The organism is Vicingus serpentipes (assembly GCF_007993035.1).
GTDB classification, from domain to species: Bacteria; Bacteroidota; Bacteroidia; order Flavobacteriales_E; family Vicingaceae; genus Vicingus; species Vicingus serpentipes.
On sequence record NZ_VOOS01000003.1, the window covers coordinates 517,451 to 541,731 of the forward strand.

Genomic DNA, 24,281 nt, shown 5'->3' on the forward strand with positions numbered 1-24,281 from the left:
TGAATATGAAGATAGCAGTTTTTGGAGGTACAGGGTTTTTAGGTAGTTATTTAGTGACAGAATTGTTAGAACGTGGTTATAATGCATTTGCTCTAGATATTAATGATTCAGAGCATATCCCTTTAGATAAATTTATTAAAACGGACATTTTAGATGTTCACCATTTAAGTCAACTTTTTGCGGATCATAAATTTGATGTTGTTTATAACTTAGCTGGATTTGCTAGTTTAGAAAAGGCGGTTGAAAACCCTGTTGCTGCATTTCAGTTAAATGTTATGGGTAATCTTAATCTTATAGATTTATGCGTAAAACATGAAGTGAAGCATTTTGTTTATGCCAGTAGTGCTTATGCTATGAGTAGTAAAGGTTCTTTTTATGGTTTATCTAAATTATCTTCAGAAAAGATAGTTGAAGAGTACAAAGAAAAATACAATTTAGATTATACGATTTTACGTTATGGGTCATTGTATAGTGAAAGAGATTTTGAAAACAATTACATTTTTAATTTAGTTAAAAATGCGATTAAAACTGGAGAAATAAATCATGCAGGGGATGGAGAAGAGGTAAGGGAATATATTCATGCTTTTGACGCAGCAAAATTATCGGCAGATGTTATAGAAAATGAAGAACATAAAAATAAACATCTAGTATTAACTGGTGTAGAACGTATAAAGCGTGGTGAATTATTTAAAATGATTAATGAAATATTGGGTGATACTTTGAAGATCAACCTTTCAGCTGATGGGTATAAAAATCATTACAAATATACTCCATACAGTTTTACGGCAAAAACTAGTCAGAAATTAACTCCTAATCCTTATGTTGAAATGGGACAAGGACTGTTAGCCTGCATTCAAGAAGCAAATGAAATATTAAAGGGAGATGAGTAAAACCTTGTTTTTATCTTACCCATTAAATGATGAAGCCTTTGGTTATGGAAATGGCAATCGTTTTAAAATTTCTCAAGTAAGAGATATGTGTTGTGGAGATACCAGTAACAATTCTGTTTTTGAAATGCCCACACATTATGGTACTCATATTGATTTTCCTTATCATTTTTCTATAAATGGAAAAAAATCTACAGACTATCAAGCTAGAGATTTTATATATGATCAAATTGGTATTGTTGAGATTGACTCCGAAAAAGTAGAAGATTATTTAATCAAAAATAAAAATTTAGAGATAGATCATTTAGATCCCAATATTCAACTTTTATTTATTAAAACAGGTTTCTGTTCTAAACGATATACGCCTCAATACTGGGAGTTTGGATTCGGATTTCATCCAGAGACTGCAACTTTTTTAAAACAAAACCTCCCTAATTTAAAAGCGATTGCTTTTGATTTAATTTCAATGAACTCATTCCAGCAAAGAGAAATAGGAAGAGAAGCCCATAAAGAATATTTAATTGAGAATGATATTTTAATTGTTGAAGAGGTAGACTTATCTCAAGTATCTTCTCAGACTCAGTTTAATGAAGTAATTATTGCTCCTCTTTTACTTGATAAAGCTGATGGCGCTCCAGTAACTATAATTGCAAAAACAGTATGATAAAAGCTATATTTTACGATTTTGATGGAGTCATTAAAGAATCTACTGATATAAAATCAAAAGCATTTTATGATTTATATATTGAATTTGGTGAAGCTATTGCTAAACAAGTTGAACACTATCATATTGAACATGGAGGTGTTTCTAGATTTGAAAAAATTAGGTATTGGCATAAAACACATTTAAACATTGAAATTTCAGATAATGAGTTAGAACTTTGGGCTCAAAAATTTTCAGATTTAGTTTTGAAAAAAGTAGTAGAAAGCCCTTATGTAAATGGGGCTTTAAATACAATTACAAATCTGAGTAAAATTTATAAACAGTATATTATAACAGGAACACCACAAAATGAAATTGAAAAAATCTGTAATGATTTAGAAATCTCACATTTGTTTGAAAAAATATGCGGTTCTCCCACTAATAAAATAAAATGGTGTAATCAATTAATGCCTGAAATAGGATTAAGTAATAAGGAAATAGTTTTTATTGGAGATGCTACTACTGATTATGATGCCGCTAGTTACCATAACTTATATTTTATTTTGAGAGAACATAAAGAAAATGAGCTACTTTTTGCTGATAAAAGTGTTATTAAAATTAAGGATTTACTAAGTTTGGAATCAGTAATAAAAAAAATAAATTAATGAGAGTAGCGGTAACATCACCATCATTTTCTAAACATCCTGATTTAATTGCCAAAATGGGAGAAGAATTTCCTGATGCTAAGTTAAATTTAGAAGGGTTACTTTTTTCTAAAAGTGAACTAGTTGAATATTTAAAAGATTATGATGCCGCAATTGTTGGTTTAGATGAAATAGATGATGAAGTTTTAAGTCAATTACCACACTTGAAAATTATTGCTAAATATGGTGTTGGATTAAATAACATAGATTTAGAAGCATGCAAAAAATATAATGTGAAGATCGGTTGGACTGGTGGAGTAAATAGAGTTTCTGTTGCTGAAATGGTCTTAGGAAATGCACTTTCTTTGTTACGTAATTTATACCAAACTTCTAATTTACTTAGTGATGGTGTATGGAAAAAAGATGGAGGAGAACAACTTACGGGCAAAACGGTTGGGATTATTGGTGTTGGTTTTATTGGTAAGGAATTGATAAAAATGTTAAAACCTTTTAATTGTAAAATATTGGTTAATGATGTGATTAATCAAGATGCGTATTATGCTGAAAATAAATTAATAGAAGCATCAAAAGAAGAAATTTTTAAAAATTGTGATGTTATTACAATTCATACCCCTTTAACAATAGAGACAAAGTATATATTAAATAAGCAAGCATTTGATATGATGAAATCAAATGCTATAATATTAAATACAGCTCGAGGAGGTATAGTGGAAGAAAATGATTTATATTTTGCTTTAACTGAAGGGAAAATTAAGGCTGCATCACTTGATGTTTATGAAGAAGAACCGCCTACTAATATGAAATTACTAAGTTTACCAAACTTAATTTGCACCCCTCATATTGGAGGGAATGCAAAAGAAGCTGTTTTAGCTATGGGGATGAGTGCAATTGGCCATTTAATAGATTTTAAAATACAGTGATAACTGATATGTTGAAGAAAAAAATAAAAGAATTAGTTCCAAATAGCTTGATTGATCAGCCAGGAAAGTTGAGTCGAAGTAAGTATGAAATTGCTAAACTTAAGGATAAATTTAAAGGAAAACGTTGTTTTATTGTAGGTAATGGTCCTTCTTTAAATAAAATTGATTTAAAACTATTAGAAAACGAGTACAGTTTTGCTGTTAATTCAATTTATTATAAAACCCAAGAAATGGGCTATAAGCCTAGTTTTTATGTTGTAGAAGACCCTCATGTGATAAATGATAATATCAATGAGATTAATAATTACCAGTGTGATTATATGTTTTTTCCCGCTAAATTTAAGTCTAAATTTAAAAAGGGAGACAATCGTTATTTTTTGAATTTAGATTATTCTTTTTACAACGACACTAGTCCTTATTTTGAGATACCTAGATTTTCTCAAGATTTATCAGAGGAAGCGTTTTGTGGACAATCTGTAACCATTGTGAATTTACAATTAGCCTATTATTTAGGGTTTACAGAAGTTTATTTGATTGGAATGGATTTTAGTTATAATATACCAGATAGTGCTAAAGTTGATGGCAATGTAATTGAAAGCACCGAAGATGATGTTAATCATTTTCATCCTGATTATTTTGGTAAAGGTAAAAAGTGGCATGATCCTAAATTACATAACGTTTTAAAAAGTTACCGCTTAGCAAGATTAATGTTTGAATTAGATGATAGAAAAGTTATAAATGCAACTGTTGGTGGAAATTTAGAAGTATTTAATCGTTTAGATTTCAACTCTTTATTCAAATAAGTTATTGTGAAAAGGAAATTGAGTGAAATATTTTATTTCTTCTTGGCTACAGTTATAAAGTTGAGATTAATATTTTATAAACTTAAAAATTCTAATAAGCCATCTATATTTATTTTTACTGATTCTAGAGGGTTTGATGTGACTAAAATAACTCATAAATACAATCCTTTCTCTTGGTATACTAAGTATTTTATAAAAAACTATAAAGCAGATGTGTATGTTTGTCCGGAGCGAACAACAACCGTTTATGATTTTTTGGAATATTATCACAATACAAAAAAACAATACAAATTTGTTTTAGCTCATATAGGTGTAGTAGATTTTGCATCTCGACCAATCTCTCAAAATATAGAAATTTTAGAGTCTAAAAAAAGTAAAATTATTGGTTTTTTTGGTGAGGAAATTTATCAAAGACTGATTGATTTTAAAGGCTACAGTGAAGAATATAATGGTGAGAAAACATCGTCAACAGTCCCTGAATTCATGGTTGAATTGATAGCTACTGAATTTAATAAAATTGAAAATTTAATATGGATAAGTTGTAATGATGTTGATTTAAACTGGGTTGGAAATTATAAAAAACGACCTTCTAATTCAGGTATGATTTTAGAAAAAAGTAAAATGATGTTGGCTTTTTTAAAAAATAGCACAATTTTGGACTTAACAAAGTTGTCATATTCAGAAATACATGAATATACTTGTGATAATGTACATTTAACAAAAAAAGGAAGTAGATTTATCCTTGATAATTTAAATGAATTAATAGAGAAAAAATACAATTAAATGATTGAAAATTACCATAAAGCAATAAAAGAGGCTGTTGAAAGTGATGGGATTATTACTGATGACGAAGTATTGACTGGTTTTTCTGGGCATAGAATGGTTAGATTGTTACAGAATGTTGCAAAAGCTAGATTAGATCAAAATACTTGTTATGTTGAGGTTGGAGTTTTTCAAGGATTAACATTGTTGTCAGTGGCAAGAGTTCTAAATAAAGCACAAGTTTATGGGATAGATAATTTTGCTTTTTTTGATAAAGCAGGTAAAAACTTATCTATTGTTAATGAAAGAACTAAAAAATTAAATCTTAACAACGTAAACATTGTTAATGAAGATTATGAAGATGCTTTAGAGAATTTAAAAAATCATATAGGAGATAAAAAAGTTGGAGTTTATTTTATAGATGGTCCTCATGATTATAGAAGTCAATTAATGTGTTTAGAATTAATGAAACCTTATTTAGCAGATAATGCTATTATTATAGTTGATGATAGTAATTATAGGCATGTAAGACAGGCTAATAGGGATTTTTTATATAACAACAAGGAATATAAATTAATGTTCCAGTCATACACAAAATGCCATCCCCTAAATTTAAATGAGAATGATAGAAAAGAAGCTGAAAAAGATTTTTGGGATGGTGTAAACGTAATTGTAAAAGACACAGAAAATAAATTAAAAGAAGCATTTCCTCCAACTTATAGAAATAGAAAATTATACGAAATTGAGCATGAACTCCATGCTTCCAAACATCCTGATACATTAGTATATTTTTTGCCTATAGCAAATACCTTAGGGGGGCTGGTTAAGAGAATATCAAAGAAAACTTTTTCTAAAGCAGGTAAATTTACTGCAATGAATACATATAGTGAAAACTTACCTAAAAACGACTTTAATGAATCTTTAAAATAGTGAATGAAAACTCCTTGGTATAAAATATTAGGGCCAGGGCTATTATATGCAGGTGCGGCAATAGGGGTTTCTCATTTGGTTCAATCTACTAGGGCTGGCGCTGATTTTGGGTATGGGTTAGTTTGGGCTATATTAATAGCTAACTTTTTAAAGTATCCTTTTTTTGAATTTGGTCCTCGATACGCAGCAAGTACTGGTAATAGTTTGCTTTATGGCTATAAAGCTATAGGTAATTGGGCTTTATATTTATTTATTGCTATCACTTTTATAAGTATGTTTATCATTCAATCTGCAGTTACAGTTGTTACTGCAGGATTGGCTTCTGAAATTTCTGGACTGGATATCTCTCCTTGGTTAATGTCAACTATTTTGTTAGCTATCTGTACCTCTATTTTATTAGTAGGAAAATATACTGTTTTAGATAAAGTAATGAAAGTGATAATCTTAACGCTTTCAGTTAGCACTATTATTGCTTTAGTAGCTGCATTTACAGGTCATAATGAGCAATATCAAGAATATATGGTTTCATTTACTTTCTCTGAAAAAAGTCATGTGTTATTTTTAATAGCTTTAATGGGGTGGATGCCTGCTCCGTTTGATATTTCGGTTTGGCATTCACTTTGGACAGCAGAAAAAAATAATCATCAAAAAAGTAATTTAAAAGAAGCTTTACTTGATTTTAAAATTGGCTATTGGGGTACAATGATTTTAGCCTTATGTTTTGTTTCCTTAGGAGCAATTACAATTTATGGTTCAGGAATTGAATTACAAAATAGTGGAGGAGCTTTTGCCAAACAATTAATAGGTATTTATACTAATAATATTGGGAGTTGTGCTTATTTTGTTATAGCAATTGCAGCTTTTACTACTATGTTAAGTACAACAATAACTTGTTTAGATGCTTCTCCTAGGACGTTAACTGAAAGTTGTAATTTAATTATTGGTAATGCTAAATACAATAAGAAGTTTTATATTTTATGGATTCTAATACTAGCGATTGGAACAGTATTTATTTTAGCTTTTTATTTAACTAATATGAAAGCTTTAGTTGATTTCGCAACTACCTTAGCTTTTTTGTCCTCACCAATAATTGCTATTTTAAATTATCTAGTTATTACAGGTAAAACGATGCCTACAGAAAATAAACCTAGCTTATTATTAAAAGGATTAAGTTGGTTGGGTATAATTTATTTTATTGGGTTTTCTATTTATTTTTTGATTTTAACTAATTCCATTTAAAATCATTTCTATTTTGCACCTTTTTTAGCATCTTTACGTACAATTTATTATGTACCATAAAAATAAACTTCATATAGCTTTTTTTGTGCTGTTAGTATCTTCCTTTTTAGGAAATATAAGTGCTCAATGTCCTCAGTTGTATGATTTTTTTGGGACACCAAACAATACCCCTTATTGGTATGATTGTACAGGTAATAATTATACGTTAACAATCCAATCTCCAAATAATATAGGTAGTTACACTATTGATTGGGGAGATGGCAGCTCTAATAGCACTGGAGGTTCTCTAATTCCACCAGCAAGTGTAACTCATACATATAATTCGGCTGTAGATACTTTTATTGTGACATTTACTGAAGATACTTCAGGGTGTGTAATTCAAGGGGTTATGGTAATGGAAGAAGCAACAAGCGCTTCTATTCAAATTCCAATTGGTGGTTTAACTCAAACTTGTGCACCAGCACCTCTAGAATTTATTAATAGTAGTACTAATACATCAGAAACAACTGTGTTTACATGGGATTTTGGTGATGGAAGTCCTCCAGTAGTTTATGATTATACTAATGTTGGGCAAACAATATCTCACACCTACCAACAAGGAACTGTAAATTGTGTTACTCAAGTTACATTAACAGCTGAAAATTACTGTAATACAATTCAAGGAGGAAATAGTATGGCAACATTTAATCCAATAAGAATTTGGGATATAGATGATGCTGCAATTAATGCTTCTGCAACTGTTTTATGTTATCCAGACACAATTGTTACTTTTCAAAACATTACAAACAGAAATTGTTTAGCTCAAGGAAATATAGCTCAACGTTATGAATGGTGGAATTTTGGTGATTATTGGGGTAATGGTTATGATTCAATTGTAGGTTGGGTAGCTTGGCCTCCTGCTAATCCTTATACAATGGCTTATCCTGGAATAGGAAGTTATGATGTAATGATGGTAGATAGTAGTTTTTGTGGATTAGATACAGCATTTATTACAATTCAAATTGTTCCTCCTCCATTTGCTGCACTTAATGCGAATAAGGATACAATTTGTGAAGGAGAATCAATAACATTTAGCAACCTTTCTGGAGGTGGAGCAAACGCATATTTTTGGAACTTTGGAGATGGAGGAGGCTGGGTTCCATCAGCCGGAGGAGCTGTTAATCATACTTATAATAATGCTGGGGATTTTACGATACAAGTTGTTTCTAATATTACTGGAGGTACAGGAGGTTGTACTGATACAGCTTCTCTCGATATTCATGTATTAGCAACGCCATTAGCAAGTTTTAGTTTTGATAATAATAATGGTTGTGATAGTATGAATGTTAATTTCACAAATACATCATCAATTGATGCAATTACTTGGGTTTGGGATTTTGATAATGGACAAACTGATAATACATCAACACCTCCAATGCAATTTTATGGAGCGGCAGGTAATTATAATATTGATCTAACAGTTACTAATGCAAATGGTTGTCCAAATACATCTAATCAAACTTTAACTGTTTACCAATCACCAGTTCCAGCATTTACACCAAAGAGTGTTTGTGTTAATGAAATGGCATCTTTTCTTGATAATTCTACTTTTTTAGGAACTGATTCTATTTTAACTTGGAGTTGGGATTTTGGTGATGGTGCTACTTCTATCCAGCAAAACCCTTTTCATATGTATACTGCACCAGGTTTTTATAATATGGTTTTAACTGTGAATACAGCCTTTTGTGTTGGTGCTGATACTGTTCAAATTAATGTTGAAAATATACCTACAGCTAATTTTGTTCCAGATACGACAAGTGGATGTGCTGATTTATTGGTTAACTTCAATAATACATCATCTGCAAATGCAACTAATTTTTATTGGGATTTTGGAGATGGTGATACTTCAATAGCAATAAATCCATCACATTTATTTTTAAACTCATTTGGATATGATACAACTTATACGGTTACATTAATTGCTCAAACAACATTTGGTTGTTCTGATACTGTAACTCAACAAGTAACCGTTTTTCCTAACCCTTCAGCATCATTTGTTGATAATGCTTCATTAGATTGTGCTCCGTTAATTGTAAACTTTACTAATACTTCTTCTGGAGGAGTTGCTTACGAGTGGGATTTTAATGATGGATCACCTATTGATACAGCTTTTAGCCCAAATCATACATATCAAAATTTAACACAATTTATTGATAACAATTTATTAACGCTAATTGTAACTAGTGCAAATGGATGTACTGATACTGTTCAAAAAAATATTGTTGTATATCCTGAACCTCAATTTGGATTTAGTATTAATCCAGACTCTGGATGCAGTCCATTATTAGTAACATTTCCATCAGTTATTGGAGCTGTAGATTATCAATGGGATTTTGGAGATGGTACTTTTGGATCTGGTCCTACACCAAATCATATTTATTATAATACGGTTACCAATAACATTGTTTATAATGTAACATTAACAGCAACTTCTCCTTTTGCTTGTGTTGATACGACTTATGGAAGTGTTTTGGTTTTCCCTAATCCTTCAGTACAGTTTACTATAGATTCTCTTAATGGATGTCATCCGTTAGAAGTTAATTATATAAATAGCTCAACAGGAGGTACATTTTATCATTGGAATTTAGGTGATGGAACTATTTTTGATACTTTAAGCTCTAATTTTCAGCACACTTACACTAACACAACAGGAGCTACAGTTCAAATGCAAGTTGAATTAATTGCAGAAACAGATAGGAATTGTAAGGATACTATTACACAACTGGTAGACGTTTACCCTAAAGTGACTGCTGTTTTACAAGCAGATACAGTTGGTTGTAGCCCATTTACAACTACGTTTAATAACTTTTCTTCAGGAGCTAATAGATATTATTGGAATTTTGGAGATGGATCTGCAGTTGATACAACTTTTAATCCTACACATCAATTTATTAATCCTGGATTTACAAATATTACATATACAGTTTCACTTATTATAGAATCAGTATTTGGATGTCTAGATACAACTTATCAAGATGTTTTAGTTTACCCTGCTACAACCGCTTTATTAGCTACTAATGATACAATAGGATGTCATCCACTGACTATTAATTTCACTAATAATTCAATAGGGGGTACTTTTTATCATTGGAATTTAGATGATGGAAGTAGTTTTGATACAACGTCGTTAAATTTTAATCATACATTTTTAAATGCATCTGGTGTAATTCAAAATTACAATGTTAGTTTAGTTTCAGAAACAAACAATGGGTGCAAGGATACAACTTTCCAAAACATTTTGGTGTATCCAGATGTAACAGCTATATTACAAGCAGATACATTTGGATGTAGCCCTTTTACAACAACGTTTAATAATTTTTCAATAGGCGCAACTAAATATTATTGGGATTTTGGAGATGGTTCAGCTATAGATACAACTTCTTCACCTACACATCAATTTGTTAACCCAAGTTTAGTAAATACATTTTATACTGTAACCTTAATTTCTGAATCTATCTATGGATGTACAGATACTGTATATCAACAAATATTGGTTTATCCAGCTACAACAGCTCAATTGTCAGTAGATAATATTATTGGTTGTCATCCTCTGACTGTTGGATTTGTAAATAATTCAATAGGTGGAACTTCCTATCATTGGGATTTTGGTGATGGAATAAGTTTTGATACTTCAGCGTTAGGCTTTAATCATACGTTTTATAATACAACAGGAGTAATACAAAATTTCCAAACTGCATTAATTTCAGAAACGATTAATGGATGTAAAGATACAGCATATCAAAGCATTGACGTTTACCCTGATGTAGTTGCTATTTTTGTAGCTGATACTTCGGGTTGTAGCCCATTAAACTCTAATTTAGTAAATAACTCAATAGGTGCTTCAACTTATGTATGGAATTTTGGAGATGGTTCACCAGTAGATACATCATTCAGTCCTTCACATCAATTTACAAATACAACGCCTAATAATGTAACTTATGCTATTTCATTAATATCTGAATCGGTTTATGGTTGTTTAGATACTATGATTCAAGATATTACGATATATACTACCCCACAAGCATCATTTACTCCTACACCATTAATACAAACTTACCCTAGTACATCTATTGCAATTAGCAATACAACTTCAGCAGGTGTTTGGCAATATCATTGGTATTATGGAGACGGAGATTCATCTTTATTATCAATACCACCTAATCATGTTTATTCAACCTGGGGGAATTATACTGTTTCTGTTTTAGTTGAAGGAGCTTATTGTTCTGACACTGCTTCAAGTATTATTCAAATCATACCTCCTGTTCCTGTTGCGAATTTCACAGGTCCAGCTCAAGGTTGTAGACCATTAACAGTTTCGTTTCAAAATAATTCAATTTATGGGTATTCAAATGCTTGGAATTTTGGAGATGGAGGTATTTCTACTCAAGAAAATCCTACTTATACCTATTATAATGCAGGTATATATTCAGTAACTCTAACTGTTGTTGGAGATGGAGGTCAAGACACAGAAACGCAGACACAAATAATTGAAGTTTATGAAAATCCAAATGCTGTATTTACTGTTAGCCCTTCAGTAGTTTTTATTCCAGACGAACCAGTATTATTATTTAATCTATCTAATTTTGCTTCTAGCTATTCTTGGGACTTTGGAGATGGTGGAACATCAACAGACCAAAATCCTCAACATTTTTATACTCAACCAGGGTTTTATGATATTCAATTAGTTGCTTCTACAGAAAATAATTGTACTGATACATTTAGAATTATATCAGCAGTAGAAGCTAAAGCAGAAGGGGGAATAAAAATTCCAAATGCATTTACACCAAATATAGGAGGTACTAATGGTGGAGAAGTAACCCCTGGGAATTTAGATAATGATGTTTTTCATCCAATATTATATGGAGTAGATAAGTATGAATTAAACATTTTTAATAAGTGGGGAGAGTTATTGTTTATTAGTACTGACATTAAAATAGGTTGGGATGGATACTATAGAGATGAACTATGCCAACAAGATGTTTATGTTTATAAAATTCAAGTTACTTACATTGATGGAACCTCAGATTCTTTTGTAGGTGATTTAACGTTATTAAGATAAAAGATATAAAATGAAAAATATTATTAGTTTACTAATTTTAAACTGTGCTGTGTTTTTATCTGTAAAAGCACAATCTCCAGATTTGAAAAAAATTATTAAATCTGCTGATGACCGATTTGAAATGCAAGATTTTTTTGGAGCCGAAAAGCTATATAATCAAGCTTATGATTTAGACTCATTAAATAAAACAGTAAATTATAAATTGGGTGTATGCAATTTTGAATTGAAAGATTTTAAAAAGGCTGAGTTTTTTTTCATTAAAAGTAGTAGTGCTGTAAGTTTAGAAATATTCAGATATAAAGCAGCTATAGCACATGCTGATAAAAAATTTAAAAAAGCAATAAATTATTATAATGCATATAAATTAATAATTGGAGATAAAGATTTAACAAATGAAGAAGTAAATAGTTTAATTGCAAAATCTATATATGCAGAGACAGTTATTAAGAATCCAAGAAATGTTTCGATTATAAATATAGGTTCAAATGTAAATACTGAATATGATGAATATGTTCCATTAATTTCTGCAGATGAAGAGATTATGGTTTTTACATCAAGAAGACCTGAAAGCACAGGGAATTTATTAGATCCGAATGGAAGATTTTTTGAAGATATTTATTCATCAAAAAGTATTGGTAAAGAATGGCAAAAACCAATTCAATTAGGAAACGGAATAAATACAAAAACTAATGATGCATCAGCAGGACTTTCGGCAGATGGTCAATTATTATTTATTTTTAGGACAAATGATGATTTAATTTCCGGAGATTTATATGAATGTAGAATGGGATTAGATGAGTGGGAGACTCCTAAAAAATTACCTTCAAATATAAATTCTAAATACATTGAATCAAGTGCTTCTATTGTTCCAAATGAACGAACTCTATACTTTTCGAGTGATAGAGATGGTGGTTATGGAGGTAAGGATATTTATAAGGCTGAAAGATTACCAAATGGAAGTTGGGGGATGGTTCAAAATTTAGGACCAACAATAAATACATCAAATGATGAGGATGCACCGTTTATTCACGCTGATGGTAGAACTTTGTATTTTAGCTCAACAGGACATCAAAATATGGGAGGGTACGATATTTTTAAAACTAAACTAAATGAATCTGGAGAATGGACTAATCCTGAAAATTTAGGTTACCCGATTAATAGTGTTAATCATGATATATTTTTTGTGATTGCAGCCGATGGAAAAACTGGATATTACTCTTCTTTGAGAGAAGGTGGTTACGGAGGTCAAGATATATATAAAGTTCTACTTAATGATGAATTTGAAAAACTTACAGTTATAAAAGGTGAAGTTTTAGGGGAAGATAAAGAGCCTATTTCAGCTAAGATTACTTTAATAGATATAGAGTCAGCTTCGATTCAAGGTATCTATAAATCAAAAGATGGAACGGGTAAATTTATAATGTTAGTTAAGCCTGGTAAAGCTTATAATTATGTAATTCAAGCAGATGGTTATCACCCCAAAACAGATGATTTAGATTTTGACATCAAAAGTAATACACCAATTAAATTTACTTTAGAGCCTAAAAATTGAGAAAATTAATAAGCATATTTCTTTTTGTTTTTTTGTGTTCAGTTATTAAAATTGGAGCACAGGATATGCAATTTACTCAATTTAATGCTGCTCCGTTGTATCTAAATCCTGCATTTACTGGTTCAACAATTCAACATCGTTTTGCTTCAATTTATCGAAATCAATGGACAGCCATACCTGGGCATTATAATAATTTTGCTTTTTCATACGATTATAATTTAGCTGATATGAATAGTGGGTTAGGATTGGTTTTTGCGAGAGAACAGGCAGGTACAGCTGGTTTAAGTACTACTGAGTTAGGGTTATTATATTCATATCGATTTCTTTTGAAGAAACAGGTTTATATTCAAGCGGGATTAAAATTTAATTACATAAGAACAGGTATTAATTTTTCTGAATTGGTTTTCAATGATCAACTTTATACTGATGGTGCTGCAACCACAGAGTCTTTATTGCTTCAAAATACATCATATTTAGATTTAACCAGTGGAGTATTGATTTATAGTAGCAAATTTTGGGGAGGAATTGCAGTAAATCATATGAATCAACCAAATCAATCTCTAACTAACAATGAAAGCCCTTTGTATTTAAAACTTTCTATGCATGGAGGTTATAAATTTGATATTGACGATGGAAATAAAAGAAGTGCTGCTAAGTATTTTAATTTAGCCTTTCATTACAAAGCTCAACATAAGTTTGATCAGTTAGATTTAGGAGTTTATTATACCCAAGAGCCACTTGTTTTCGGTCTTTGGTATAGAGGTATTCCTTTGGTAAAATCTTATCAAGGAGTTTTAAATAATGATGCTGTAGCCATAATTCTAGGTTATGTAATTCCAGAATCAAATTTAAGTATTGGTTATAGCTATGATGCTACGATTTCTAGGTTAGTATCAAGTTCAGCTGGATCGCACGAAATTTCTATTATTTACGAAGTTGCAAGTAAACGCAAGAAAAAACGAAATCGTAAATTCTTTGCACCATGTGCTAAGTTTTAATTACAAAGCTTTAGCTTTATTCCAATAAACGTCCATTTCCTCTAAAGTCATTTCACCCATTTTTTTGCCATCTTTAGCCGATTCGGTTTCTAAGTATTGAAATCGCTTTATAAATTTCTTGTTAGTTTTTTCAAGGGCATCCTCTGGGTTAAGATTAAGAAAACGTCCATAATTTATTAATGAAAAGAGAACATCTCCAAATTCATCTTCCATTTTATCACTTTTTTTATCAGCTTCAACTTTAAACTCTTCTATTTCTTCATTTACTTTTTCCCATACTTGCTCTTTATTGTCCCAGTCAAAGCCAACACCACGTGCTTTATCTTGTATTCTAACTGCTTTTACTAATGCAGGTAAAGACTTAGGAACACCTTCTAAAACTGATTTTTTACCTTCTTTTAATTTTAGTTTTTCCCAATTTGCTTTAACTTCATCTTCATTGGTAACTTCAACATCTCCGTAAATATGAGGATGACGATGAATTAATTTTTCGCAAATTCCATTTAAAACATCAGTAATGTTAAAGCTATTAGTTTCAGAACCAATTTTTGCATAAAAGACTAGATGTAACATTAAGTCACCTAATTCTTTTTTTACTTCTTCTAAATCATTGTCAAGAATAGCATCGGTTAACTCATAAGTTTCCTCAATGGTTAAGTGTCTTAAGCTTTGCATGGTTTGTTTCATATCCCATGGGCATTTAGCTCTTAAATCGTTCATTATATTGAGTAATCTTACAAATGCTTCTGCTTCCTGTTTCATATCAACTTATTATTATATTTTTGCTTTGTGATTAAGCTATGCTTCAAATATCGGTTATTTTTTGCCTTTTTCTTTATTTTCAAAATTGGTTTTGCCCAAGATGATTTTCATAATCTAGGAATAAAAGGAACTTTTCATCATGGTTTTATTGCTCCTCATAAACCTTTAGTTAATGAAGTAATTAAAGGTCATACTCAAATTTTTGAACTTTCGCTGTATAAGAACACAGTTGGTGAAAGACAATGGGAACAATATTTTAACAATCCGAAAATTGGTATTTCAACTATGATTATCAATACTGGTAATGATGAAAGTTTAGGTAAAGCTTTTGGTATATTACCATTTGTAGAAATACCCCTTAACCAATGGAAAATAAAATGGAATCTAAAGTTTGGTTTTGGGGTTGGATACATAGAGAAACCTTTTGATAGAGAAACTAACTATAAAAATTTAACAATAGGATCTCACTTTAACGCTTTAATTTTTGTAAACTCTTTATGGAACTTGCCAATAAATGAACGTTTTAATACTTCTTTAGGCTTGTCATTAACTCACTTTTCCAATGGTTCGTTAAAACGACCAAACTTGGGAATTAATTTGTTGTCAGTAAATTGTGGTATAGGGTATAATTTTGGAAAAAAGAAACAGCTTGTTCCATTTAATGAAGTAAACAAAGAAAAAAAATGGAATAGTTTTGTTGCAGTTTCGGGAGGAGTAAAAGAAATACCTCCAATTGGCGGTAAAAAATATTTAGTATATTCATTTGCTTATCAATGGATTAAAACCACATCAAATAAAAGTGGTTTTGGAGGAGGAACAGATGTTTTTTATAACACATCTTTAGAACCTTTAATAAAAAGAGTTCAAAATGAAGATAAAGGAACAATAGGTAATTTTAGATTTGGAATTCATGGTGCCTATCAATTGACTTTAGGTAAATTAACTTTACAGTTACAAGTTGGAGGTTATGCTTATACAGCATATAAAGACAATGGGAATATTTATAGTAAGTTAAATTCTCGTTATTTTGTTTCTGATAAATTATTTTTAAATCTATCATTAAAAACACATTACGCTGTAGCTGATTTTATTGAATATGGAATTGGATTTAAGTTAAAATAATGATCTACAAAAACAAAATAGTAAAATATTTAATAGCAATAATTTATATATGCTTGCTCAATAGTTGTGATAAAGATTCTGCATGTATAAAAGGAGCTGGAAATATTGTAACAGAAGATAGAACAACTTCAGAATATTTTGATAAGATTTTCCTTAATCATAATATAAACTTACAAATAATTCAAGATAGCAATATATCTATAGTAGCTGTAGGAGGAGAAAATTTATTATCGAGAATAATAACCAAAGTTGAGGATGGAACATTAAAAATTTCGAGTGAAAATAAGTGTAGCTTTTTAAGAGATTATGATAATTTGATTACTGTTTATTTAAGTGTTCCAAATATTAAAAATATAGAATACATTGGTTTTGGAGATGTAACCAGTAATGGAATATTAGACTTTCCTGAACTTACAATAGATTCAAGAGAGGGGACAGGAAAGATTAATCTAGAATTAAATTCAAAAAATTTATATTTAAAACAACATACTGGACCAGTAGATTTTAATATTAGTGGGTTTACTAAATTTTTATATGTTTATACAAATGGAAATGGATGGGTATATTGTCAAGATATAGTTTCAGAAAAAGTTCATGTAAGTAGTAATGGAACAGGAGATGTTTTTGTAAATCCATTAGATGAGTTACGAATTGAATTGCGTTCAATAGGTAATGTAAATTACTTTGGTAATCCGTTATTGAATATTACAGACCAATCAGGATCTGGAGAAATTATTAAAAAGTAGAATTATTTCTTTTTAAAAACTAGATAAGTAATTTCTCGATTATTATAAATACTAAAAGTTTTTAATAAGGTTAATTTATCATAACCCATTATTTTTTCTTTTGTTATTCCATTTTCAACAAAACTAAACCAGTTATCCCATATAATTATATCTGTTTCTTGAGTTTGGTTTAAATATTCAAAAGATAAAGGTTTTCTTATTGTTTTGTCAAAATAATTAATGGAAAGAATTTCACTTAGGTATGGATCAGAAAATGCATAAGTACTTTTTTTATCTTTAATGCTGTTTATGTATAGAATACATTCGTTTGCTAATAGTTGACTATCAGATAAAGAGAAGTCATGTTTCCAGTTTATTGCAGCTTTATTACCCGAAAAAGGGAAAAGTATGGTTACGAGTATTAATATAAATTGAACAATTATTTTTAGTTTATTTTCTTTAATAAGATTAATACTGCTATTAAATCCAACTAAACATATTATAGCTATAAATGGAGCAACAGAAATTAATACCCTTTTTAGCCCCATAGAGTTAAATATTCCTAAATACCAAAATAAAGAATGAGCTACAAAAAAACTAAGAAAACCTCCAAGTATTAAAGTGTTTGAGATGCTAAAAGTCAACTTATTATGTCCAAATAAAAATGAATATATCAGGAAAAAAAAGCCTAGAACAAGGAGTATATAAATAGGCGCTCCAATGACATAAAAAAGTTGATGAACAAAATGAGTTATTTCACCACTTCCATATGTGCTATTTAATTTAGCATAAGGTATTTTATTAAAAACCCATAAAATATCATGATAATAAAAATATCCAATAATAGAGTATACAATATGTCCTAAGCTAAATAATGGTGTCCATTTCCATTGTTTTTTTAATAATAAATAAAAAGCAAAAACACCAATTATTATTAAACCTTCAGACCTGACAAATGGAAGGAATGATAAGATTAATATTCCCCAAAAGTATTTTTTTTTAGTAAATAAGTACGTTGATAAAATCGTAAAAAGTGCGAATAAAGGCTCTGTTAATCCTGAAAAGGTTAAAACAAAAAATAAGGGTGTAAATAATAGAATTAAAGGGGCAAGTATTGGATGTTTTAAGTTTAAAGAAACAGCTACTTTATAAGTGTAAAGGAGTGTGAAAAATGTTATGATTACATTGAATAGTTTGATGCCAATAAATCCAAATTGAGCAAACGGGAATGATAATAAAACAAAAACTGGTTTTGCCCAATGATCTAAAAATAAAGCTGGATTATTTAAAGAATATTTTGAAAATAAATAATGTAATACACTGTCTCCAGATCCATTTTCACCAGTCCCGTCAAATGAAAATAGAATTACAATAGCAGTAATAGTATAAAATAAAAGCAAAATGAAGATTTCATTTTGCTTAATTTTTTTGAGCATAATTTAAAAGATTATTTACCTAGCATTTGATCTCTTAAATCATCATCAGCTGGTTCGTTACAAAACCAAATACCAAACAATGCTTGTTTGAATTTCAATCCTTTAATTGTAATCGAAGGCTTACTGTTTTTGTAGACTACAGTACCTTTATTAGGAATATATACTAAATCGTAAATATCATTTTCTTTAATTTCTGGAGTGAAAATAGCTTTAAATTTTTCGATTTCATCTTTTAATTCAGCTTGTTTTCCTTTCATCGATTTTTTAAAACCTTCATCAACTGCATCAACCATTTTTTTTGTTGTAATCATAGATGAAATAATATGTAGTTTAATAGCCATAGTTTTATCATCATTCATTACGCTTGTTGCGTCAGAATATTTTTGAGAAGTGTAAAGCCCTCCTACATATAAATCTATCCAAAATTTCTCTCGAATTCCGGCTCCATTTAATGCTAATGAAGTTTCTTCAAATTTTACTTTAGTAGGTATTGTAACTCCAGCAATTTCTTTTTGAGCAAAAGTTAAAGTGATTAGAGAAACAAAGATGCTTGTAAGAATTAATTTTTTCATGATTAAAATGTTTTAAATGTTTTCGTTTTTAGTTTGTTTAGCGTGTTCGATACTTGAATTTAATTCAAATCCAATAAGTAAAACTAATGAATTAAAATATAACCATAACATAATAACAATAAGTGTTCCAATTGAGCCGTAAACTTTATTATAGGTTCCAAAGTTGTTTATGTAAAAGGCAAATCCCCAAGATAAAAGCATGATAAGTAGAGTTGCAAGACTTGAACCTGCAGACACAAACCTAAATTTACTATTCCCAGTATTTCCGTAATAGTAGATTGACGAAATACCTAAAAAGAAGACACCTATCAATACAATAAATTTACCAATGGTTAATAGAATAACAGAGATGCCATCATTTAAAAAACCTAAAGATATAAGGTAAGTTATAATTACTTTACTAAAAACAATTAATGCAATTGCTATAACCATTAATATAGTTAATATAAAAAGTAATAAAAATGATATTAATCGTTGACGAATGAAACTAGCCTCCTTTGTCGCATGATAAGAGTTGTTAAATGCAATTATCATAGAATTAACTCCATCACTTGCTAGGTAAATTGCAAACAAAAAACCAAAAGATAATAATTCAGAGTTTTTATGATTAATTAAATCATCAATAGTTGAAATTGCTAATTCGTATGCACTAGATGGTAAAACTTGTTCAATTAAAAGCATTAATTGCGCATGAAAATTATCAATGGGTATAAAAGGAATTATTGATAATAAAAAAATAATTGTAGGAAAAAGTGCTAAGAAGAACCTGAATGCTAATGAACTTGCTCTTGTGGTGAGAGAGTTTTTTTGTAAACCTTTTATTAAAAATACGACAACATCAAATAACGGAATATTATCAAAACCAGGCAAAACTAACTTTTTAGAAATGGCTAGTGGTTTTTGAACTAAATCAGTAGCAATTATTTTTTTTATAAGTTTATTCACTAGTTAAATAGCTTTAAGGCTAAGGTCTAAACTTTTTATCTGATGAGTTAAAGCTCCCACAGAAATAAAATCAACACCACATTCAGCATAATTTCTAATGGTTTTATCTGTAATTCCACCAGAAGCTTCAGTTTCATATTTTTTATCTATAAGCTTTACTGCTGTTTTTAAATCTTCGTAAGAGAAGTTGTCGAGCATAATTCGATCTACCATTCCAACATTTAAAATTTGATTTAGCTCATCTAAATCTCTCGCTTCTATCTCAATTTTTAGTTGTTTATTGTTGGTTTTTAAGTATTCAACTGTTGTTTTTATTGCCTTTTCAATTCCTCCAGCGTAGTCAATGTGATTGTCTTTAATCATAATCATATCATATAAACCTATTCTATGATTTTGCCCACCACCAATCTTTACAGCTAATTTTTCTATTTCTCTAAGTCCTGGAGTTGTTTTTCTTGTATCTAATATTTTTGTATTCAATCCATCAACTAAGGAAACATAATAAGAAGTTGTTGTAGCAATGCCACTCATTCTTTGCATAAAATTTAAAGCCAATCGTTCAGCTTGTAAAATTGATTGTCGGTTTCCTTCAATTGTAAAAACGATGTCTCCTTTTTTTATTTGTGATCCATCATTCATTAATTTATTGAAAATTAAATTTGAGTCAATGCGTTTGAATATTTTTTCAGCAAGTTCAACACCAGCTATAATTCCAACTTCTTTAACTAATAAATGTGCTTTACCAATCGCATTTTTTGGGATACAAGCTAAAGAGGTATGGTCTCCATCACCAATATCTTCTTTAATAGCTATTTCTATTAATTCGTCAGTATACATTATTTTTTTATGAAAAGTTACTCGTCAGTTTCTATTCTTAATTCAACAATGGTTGACTTACCATTAATTTCTTTGTAAAGAATATAGACTCTAAATTGACCTTTTACTGTGTCAAGTGTTCCTATTGCGTAGTGAGTGTTGTTTTTTGCGTCACCACTATTTAAAACCCTAAAGTCAGAAGGTTTGTTTTTAAAAAAGAAAGTTTTAAGAATAATTGTGCCTTGAGTCTTACTAAACATTCCTTCATTTTCAGGAATACTTAAGTCTATAGATGAATCAATAAACTTCGATAGTTCAGTTGCATCTCCTGCTTTTAATGCGTCTACGATATTAGAATTAAGTGGTAAAGCAACAATATGTGTTGATATAATTAATAATAATCCTAAAAAAAGGTTTCTCATTTTACTTTTATTTTTTTGAGAAGTTATTAGCAACAATTAAGCCATACAAAAAACTTAAACATATAACTTGTATGCTCAAAAATAATAATTTTTAAATTAGCCGAATGAAGATTAAGTTAATAGTTATTGGAAGAACAGACGAAACTTATTTAAAAGATGGAATTACAAAGTATTTAGAACGCTTGAAGCATTATGTTAATTTTGAATTTATAATACTTAATGACATTAAATTAGGTAAAAAAGCAAACATTATTTTGCAAAAAGAAATGGAAGGTAAGTTAATATTAGAAAAAGTTAATTTAAATGACTTTTTGGTTTTGTTGGATGAAAATGGAGAGCAGTTTACTTCTATGAATTTTTCAAATTACATTCAAAAAAGAATGAATGCAGGCAATGATTTAATATTTGTTGTTGGAGGTCCATTTGGCTTTTCAGAAGAAATTTATTCTAGGGCTAATGCAAAAATATCTCTTTCAAAAATGACTTTTTCTCATCAGATGGTTAGATTGTTTTTTGTTGAGCAAATTTATAGAGCTTTTACCATTTTAAAAGGAGAAAAGTATCATCACCATTAGTTTGTTTAGTTAGGTTTTCAACAGTTGTTAATTTTTAATTCTTTTTTTAGTGTTATGAATTCTTAAATTTATGGCACATAAAAGGAAAATTTTAACATAAAACTAAACTAAATTACAAATCATGAAGAAAATTACACTTTCGTTACTTTCTTTCTTTATGGTGTTTATGTTGTTCGGACAAAAACTAATTCAAAATCCGAATATACAATCGCCACAAAGTCAGACTTTAACGACGGCTCCATTAAATTTTGAGCAAATTAGTCAGCAATTACTTAACAATGCACAAAGAACGCCTGATGGCTTGGTTCGTTGTTTTTCTACTGAGTATGAACAGCTTCAAAGAATGCAAAATCCTCAGATGGAAAGCATTGAAGATTTTGAGGCTTGGTTAGCTCCTAAAGTAGCTGCATATAAGGCTAGTTTATCTAATGGGAATACGAATAAAGCTGTAATTACTGTTCCTGTAATTATGCACATTATTCATAATTCAACTGAAAGTGTTGGCCAAGGACGAAATATTTCACAAGCTCAAGCAACATCTCAAATTACTATTTTAAATGAAGATTTTAGAAGACTTAATGCTGATGCAGTAAATACTCCAGCTGCATTTTTACCAGTAGCTGCTGATTTAGAGATTAATTTTGTACCAGCATTGCGTTATGCTTCAAATCACCCTTTAGCTGGGCAAACTTTAGCTGAACCAGGTATTAATAGAGTTTCAACTGCAGATATTGCTGGAATTAACAATACGACTAACGGTTACAGTACAGCAACAATTGACGCAACAATTAAGCCGGCAACTTATTGGGATAGAACAGAGGTGATGAATGTATGGGTGTGTCAAATACAAGGTGGGATTCTAGGTTATGCACAATTTCCATCTTCTTCTGGTTTAGGAGGGTTAAATGCTAATGGAGGTTCAGCAAATACTGATGGTTTAGTTTTAGGATATACATACACTGGTACAGGAGGTGTAACTACAGCTCCATTTAATAAAGGTAGAACAGCAACTCACGAAATTGGTCACTGGGCAGGATTGCGTCACATATGGGGTGATGGTGCTTGTGGAACTGATGATTTTGTTGCTGATACTCCAGAATCTGACGCTGCAAACTATGGATGTACTCAAACACATGTCTCATGTGGTTCTACTGACATGGTACAAAACTATATGGATTACTCTGATGATGCTTGTATGAACTTATTTACCGAAGGTCAAAAGGCAAGAGTAACTCAAGTTTTTGCAAATTCACCAGGAAGATCAGAACTACCTACATCAACTTTAGGTAGTACTTTAGTTACTACTGCTCAATTTGTTGGAACACCTACAACTGTTAATGTTGGCGGAAGTGTTACTTTTACAGATCAATCACAAAGTCCAGATAACATTACATCATGGAACTGGTCTTTTCCAGGAGGAACACCAAATTCATTTGTTGGACAAACCCCACCTGCTATCTCTTATGCAGCAGCAGGGCAGTACAATGTTACATTAGTAATTACGGATGATAATGCTGGAGGAGATACTGAAGCTAAAACAAATTATATTAACGTTGTTAATGCAGCAGCATGTGATACTTTATTAAACATTTTAGATTCTGATACATTAAGAATTTATTCTACAGCAAGTGGATTTGCAGCAGGTATGAACGAATATGATTTAACACCAACAGCGGAAAAATACCTTACTAATTCTCCTTATAGTTATGTAACTAGTGCAGATGTTTATTTGTTTGGAGTAGCTGATGGAGGAAATGGAGCAACGGTAAGATTGAAAGTTTGGGATGACAATTCGGGTGTACCAGGAAATGTTCTTGATTCTGTTGAATTTACTTTAGCAGATTTGGCTGCTACTCTTGCAGGTGCAGGAGGTCAAGGGTTATTAAATTTACCTTTCGATAATGCTGTAAATGTTGGATCAAATGACTTTTATGTTGGATTGAGCTATCATAATTACGATGTTAATAACGGTGATGCATTAGGTGTTGTATCTAATAGTATTTTTGACCCAGGAGCAAATACAACATATACAGTTTATGACCCAGGTTCTGGTAACGCATGGTTTGCTTATGATGCGTTGTTTGGGAATCCTTATACTGTTTATATTTCACCTCATATGTCATTAGATGCACCTACAGCAACAATATCAACTAACACAACTACAATTTGTGCTGGAGAAACTGTTGATTTTGATGCTTCATCATCAGTTAATACTACTGGGTATAATTGGGTATTTAATGGTGGTTCACCAACAAGTGCTTCAACTGCAACTGAAACTGTTACATATGTAGCAGCAGGAACACCAAGAGCTTATTTGATTGTTGATGGTAACTGTGGTTCTATTGCAATTGATAGTGTTGATATTACAGTAACATCATCGAACACAGTAGGAGCAGCCTCGAGTTCACA

The 24,281-nt window shown here is 30.3% G+C and carries 21 protein-coding genes; 15 read left to right on the plus strand and 6 right to left on the minus strand.

Annotated features, from left to right (window positions below):
- Positions 1–5 precede the first annotated feature (5 nt).
- From FRY74_RS08705 to FRY74_RS08755, 11 genes are read left to right on the plus strand one after another with little or no spacing between them, the layout of a single operon-like run.
- The gene (locus tag FRY74_RS08705) at positions 6–890 is read left to right on the plus strand and encodes an NAD-dependent epimerase/dehydratase family protein (protein ID WP_223265852.1); all 885 of its coding nucleotides are present in this window, start codon (positions 6–8) and stop codon (positions 888–890) included.
- Entirely contained in the window at positions 883–1,551 is a 669-nt protein-coding gene (locus FRY74_RS08710) for a cyclase family protein (RefSeq protein ID WP_147100575.1), read from the plus strand. The genes FRY74_RS08705 and FRY74_RS08710 overlap by 8 nt, the downstream gene beginning before the upstream one ends.
- A complete protein-coding gene (locus tag FRY74_RS08715; RefSeq protein ID WP_147100577.1) occupies positions 1,548–2,195 on the plus strand; it encodes an HAD family hydrolase in 648 nt (215 codons plus the stop codon). Before FRY74_RS08710 ends, FRY74_RS08715 begins: the two co-directional genes overlap by 4 nt.
- Positions 2,195–3,115, plus strand: a complete 921-nt coding sequence (locus FRY74_RS08720) for a phosphoglycerate dehydrogenase (RefSeq protein WP_147100579.1) — start codon at positions 2,195–2,197, stop codon at positions 3,113–3,115. Before FRY74_RS08715 ends, FRY74_RS08720 begins: the two co-directional genes overlap by 1 nt.
- Before the next feature lie 8 nt (positions 3,116–3,123).
- On the plus strand, positions 3,124–3,918 hold the full coding sequence (locus tag FRY74_RS08725; protein ID WP_147100581.1) for a 6-hydroxymethylpterin diphosphokinase MptE-like protein: 795 nt from the start codon (positions 3,124–3,126) through the stop codon (positions 3,916–3,918).
- A gap of 6 nt (positions 3,919–3,924) precedes the next feature.
- A complete protein-coding gene (locus tag FRY74_RS08730) occupies positions 3,925–4,701 on the plus strand; it encodes a hypothetical protein (RefSeq protein ID WP_170227990.1) in 777 nt (258 codons plus the stop codon).
- Complete coding sequence (locus tag FRY74_RS08735) at positions 4,702–5,610, plus strand: class I SAM-dependent methyltransferase (protein WP_147100584.1); 909 nt, start codon at positions 4,702–4,704, stop codon at positions 5,608–5,610.
- 3 nt (positions 5,611–5,613) lie between these two features.
- Positions 5,614–6,849: an Nramp family divalent metal transporter gene (locus FRY74_RS08740; RefSeq protein ID WP_147100586.1), complete on the plus strand. Its 1,236-nt coding sequence runs from the start codon at positions 5,614–5,616 to the stop codon at positions 6,847–6,849.
- Positions 6,850–6,898: 49 nt separating this feature from the next.
- Complete coding sequence (locus tag FRY74_RS08745; RefSeq protein WP_147100588.1) at positions 6,899–11,947, plus strand: PKD domain-containing protein; 5,049 nt, start codon at positions 6,899–6,901, stop codon at positions 11,945–11,947.
- 10 nt (positions 11,948–11,957) lie between these two features.
- On the plus strand, positions 11,958–13,499 hold the full coding sequence (locus FRY74_RS08750) for a PD40 domain-containing protein (RefSeq protein ID WP_147100590.1): 1,542 nt from the start codon (positions 11,958–11,960) through the stop codon (positions 13,497–13,499).
- Complete coding sequence (locus tag FRY74_RS08755) at positions 13,496–14,497, plus strand: PorP/SprF family type IX secretion system membrane protein (protein WP_147100591.1); 1,002 nt, start codon at positions 13,496–13,498, stop codon at positions 14,495–14,497. The genes FRY74_RS08750 and FRY74_RS08755 overlap by 4 nt, the downstream gene beginning before the upstream one ends.
- Here the strand turns inward: FRY74_RS08755 and mazG are convergent, their stop codons facing one another.
- Positions 14,498–15,259: a nucleoside triphosphate pyrophosphohydrolase gene (gene mazG, locus FRY74_RS08760; protein ID WP_147100593.1), complete on the minus strand. Its 762-nt coding sequence runs from the start codon at positions 15,257–15,259 to the stop codon at positions 14,498–14,500.
- A 27-nt stretch (positions 15,260–15,286) separates the two neighbouring features.
- Between mazG and FRY74_RS08765 the strand changes: the two genes are divergently transcribed.
- Both FRY74_RS08765 and FRY74_RS08770 read left to right on the plus strand, forming a co-directional pair.
- Entirely contained in the window at positions 15,287–16,381 is a 1,095-nt protein-coding gene (locus tag FRY74_RS08765; RefSeq protein WP_170227991.1) for an acyloxyacyl hydrolase, read from the plus strand.
- Positions 16,381–17,127, plus strand: a complete 747-nt coding sequence (locus FRY74_RS08770) for a head GIN domain-containing protein (protein ID WP_147100596.1) — start codon at positions 16,381–16,383, stop codon at positions 17,125–17,127. Before FRY74_RS08765 ends, FRY74_RS08770 begins: the two co-directional genes overlap by 1 nt.
- Positions 17,128–17,129: 2 nt before the next feature.
- On the opposite strand, the gene FRY74_RS08775 is transcribed toward FRY74_RS08770, so the two are convergent.
- Genes FRY74_RS08775 through FRY74_RS08795 form a run of 5 tightly spaced genes read right to left on the minus strand, consistent with a single transcriptional unit; the run spans position 17,130 to position 21,297 of the window.
- Positions 17,130–18,542, minus strand: coding sequence for a hypothetical protein (locus FRY74_RS08775; RefSeq protein WP_147100598.1), 1,413 nt, complete (start codon positions 18,540–18,542; stop codon positions 17,130–17,132).
- Positions 18,543–18,553: 11 nt separating this feature from the next.
- Positions 18,554–19,114, minus strand: coding sequence for a chalcone isomerase family protein (locus tag FRY74_RS08780; RefSeq protein ID WP_147100600.1), 561 nt, complete (start codon positions 19,112–19,114; stop codon positions 18,554–18,556).
- Positions 19,115–19,126: 12 nt separating this feature from the next.
- Positions 19,127–20,059, minus strand: a complete 933-nt coding sequence (locus FRY74_RS08785) for a YihY/virulence factor BrkB family protein (protein ID WP_147100601.1) — start codon at positions 20,057–20,059, stop codon at positions 19,127–19,129.
- 3 nt (positions 20,060–20,062) lie between these two features.
- Positions 20,063–20,896: a carboxylating nicotinate-nucleotide diphosphorylase gene (gene nadC / locus FRY74_RS08790; protein WP_147100603.1), complete on the minus strand. Its 834-nt coding sequence runs from the start codon at positions 20,894–20,896 to the stop codon at positions 20,063–20,065.
- Between the two features lie 17 nt (positions 20,897–20,913).
- Positions 20,914–21,297 (minus strand): DUF4783 domain-containing protein, encoded by a 384-nt coding sequence (locus tag FRY74_RS08795; protein ID WP_147100605.1) that lies wholly within the window; start codon positions 21,295–21,297, stop codon positions 20,914–20,916.
- A 104-nt stretch (positions 21,298–21,401) separates the two neighbouring features.
- Here FRY74_RS08795 and rlmH point away from each other — a divergent pair, with 104 nt between their 5' ends.
- Together rlmH and FRY74_RS08805 are read left to right on the plus strand one after the other, a co-directional pair.
- A complete protein-coding gene (rlmH, locus tag FRY74_RS08800; protein WP_147100607.1) occupies positions 21,402–21,872 on the plus strand; it encodes a 23S rRNA (pseudouridine(1915)-N(3))-methyltransferase RlmH in 471 nt (156 codons plus the stop codon).
- Between the two features lie 121 nt (positions 21,873–21,993).
- Positions 21,994–24,281 (plus strand): PKD domain-containing protein (locus FRY74_RS08805; protein WP_147100609.1); only part of this gene is annotated, 2,288 nt, incomplete at its 3' end.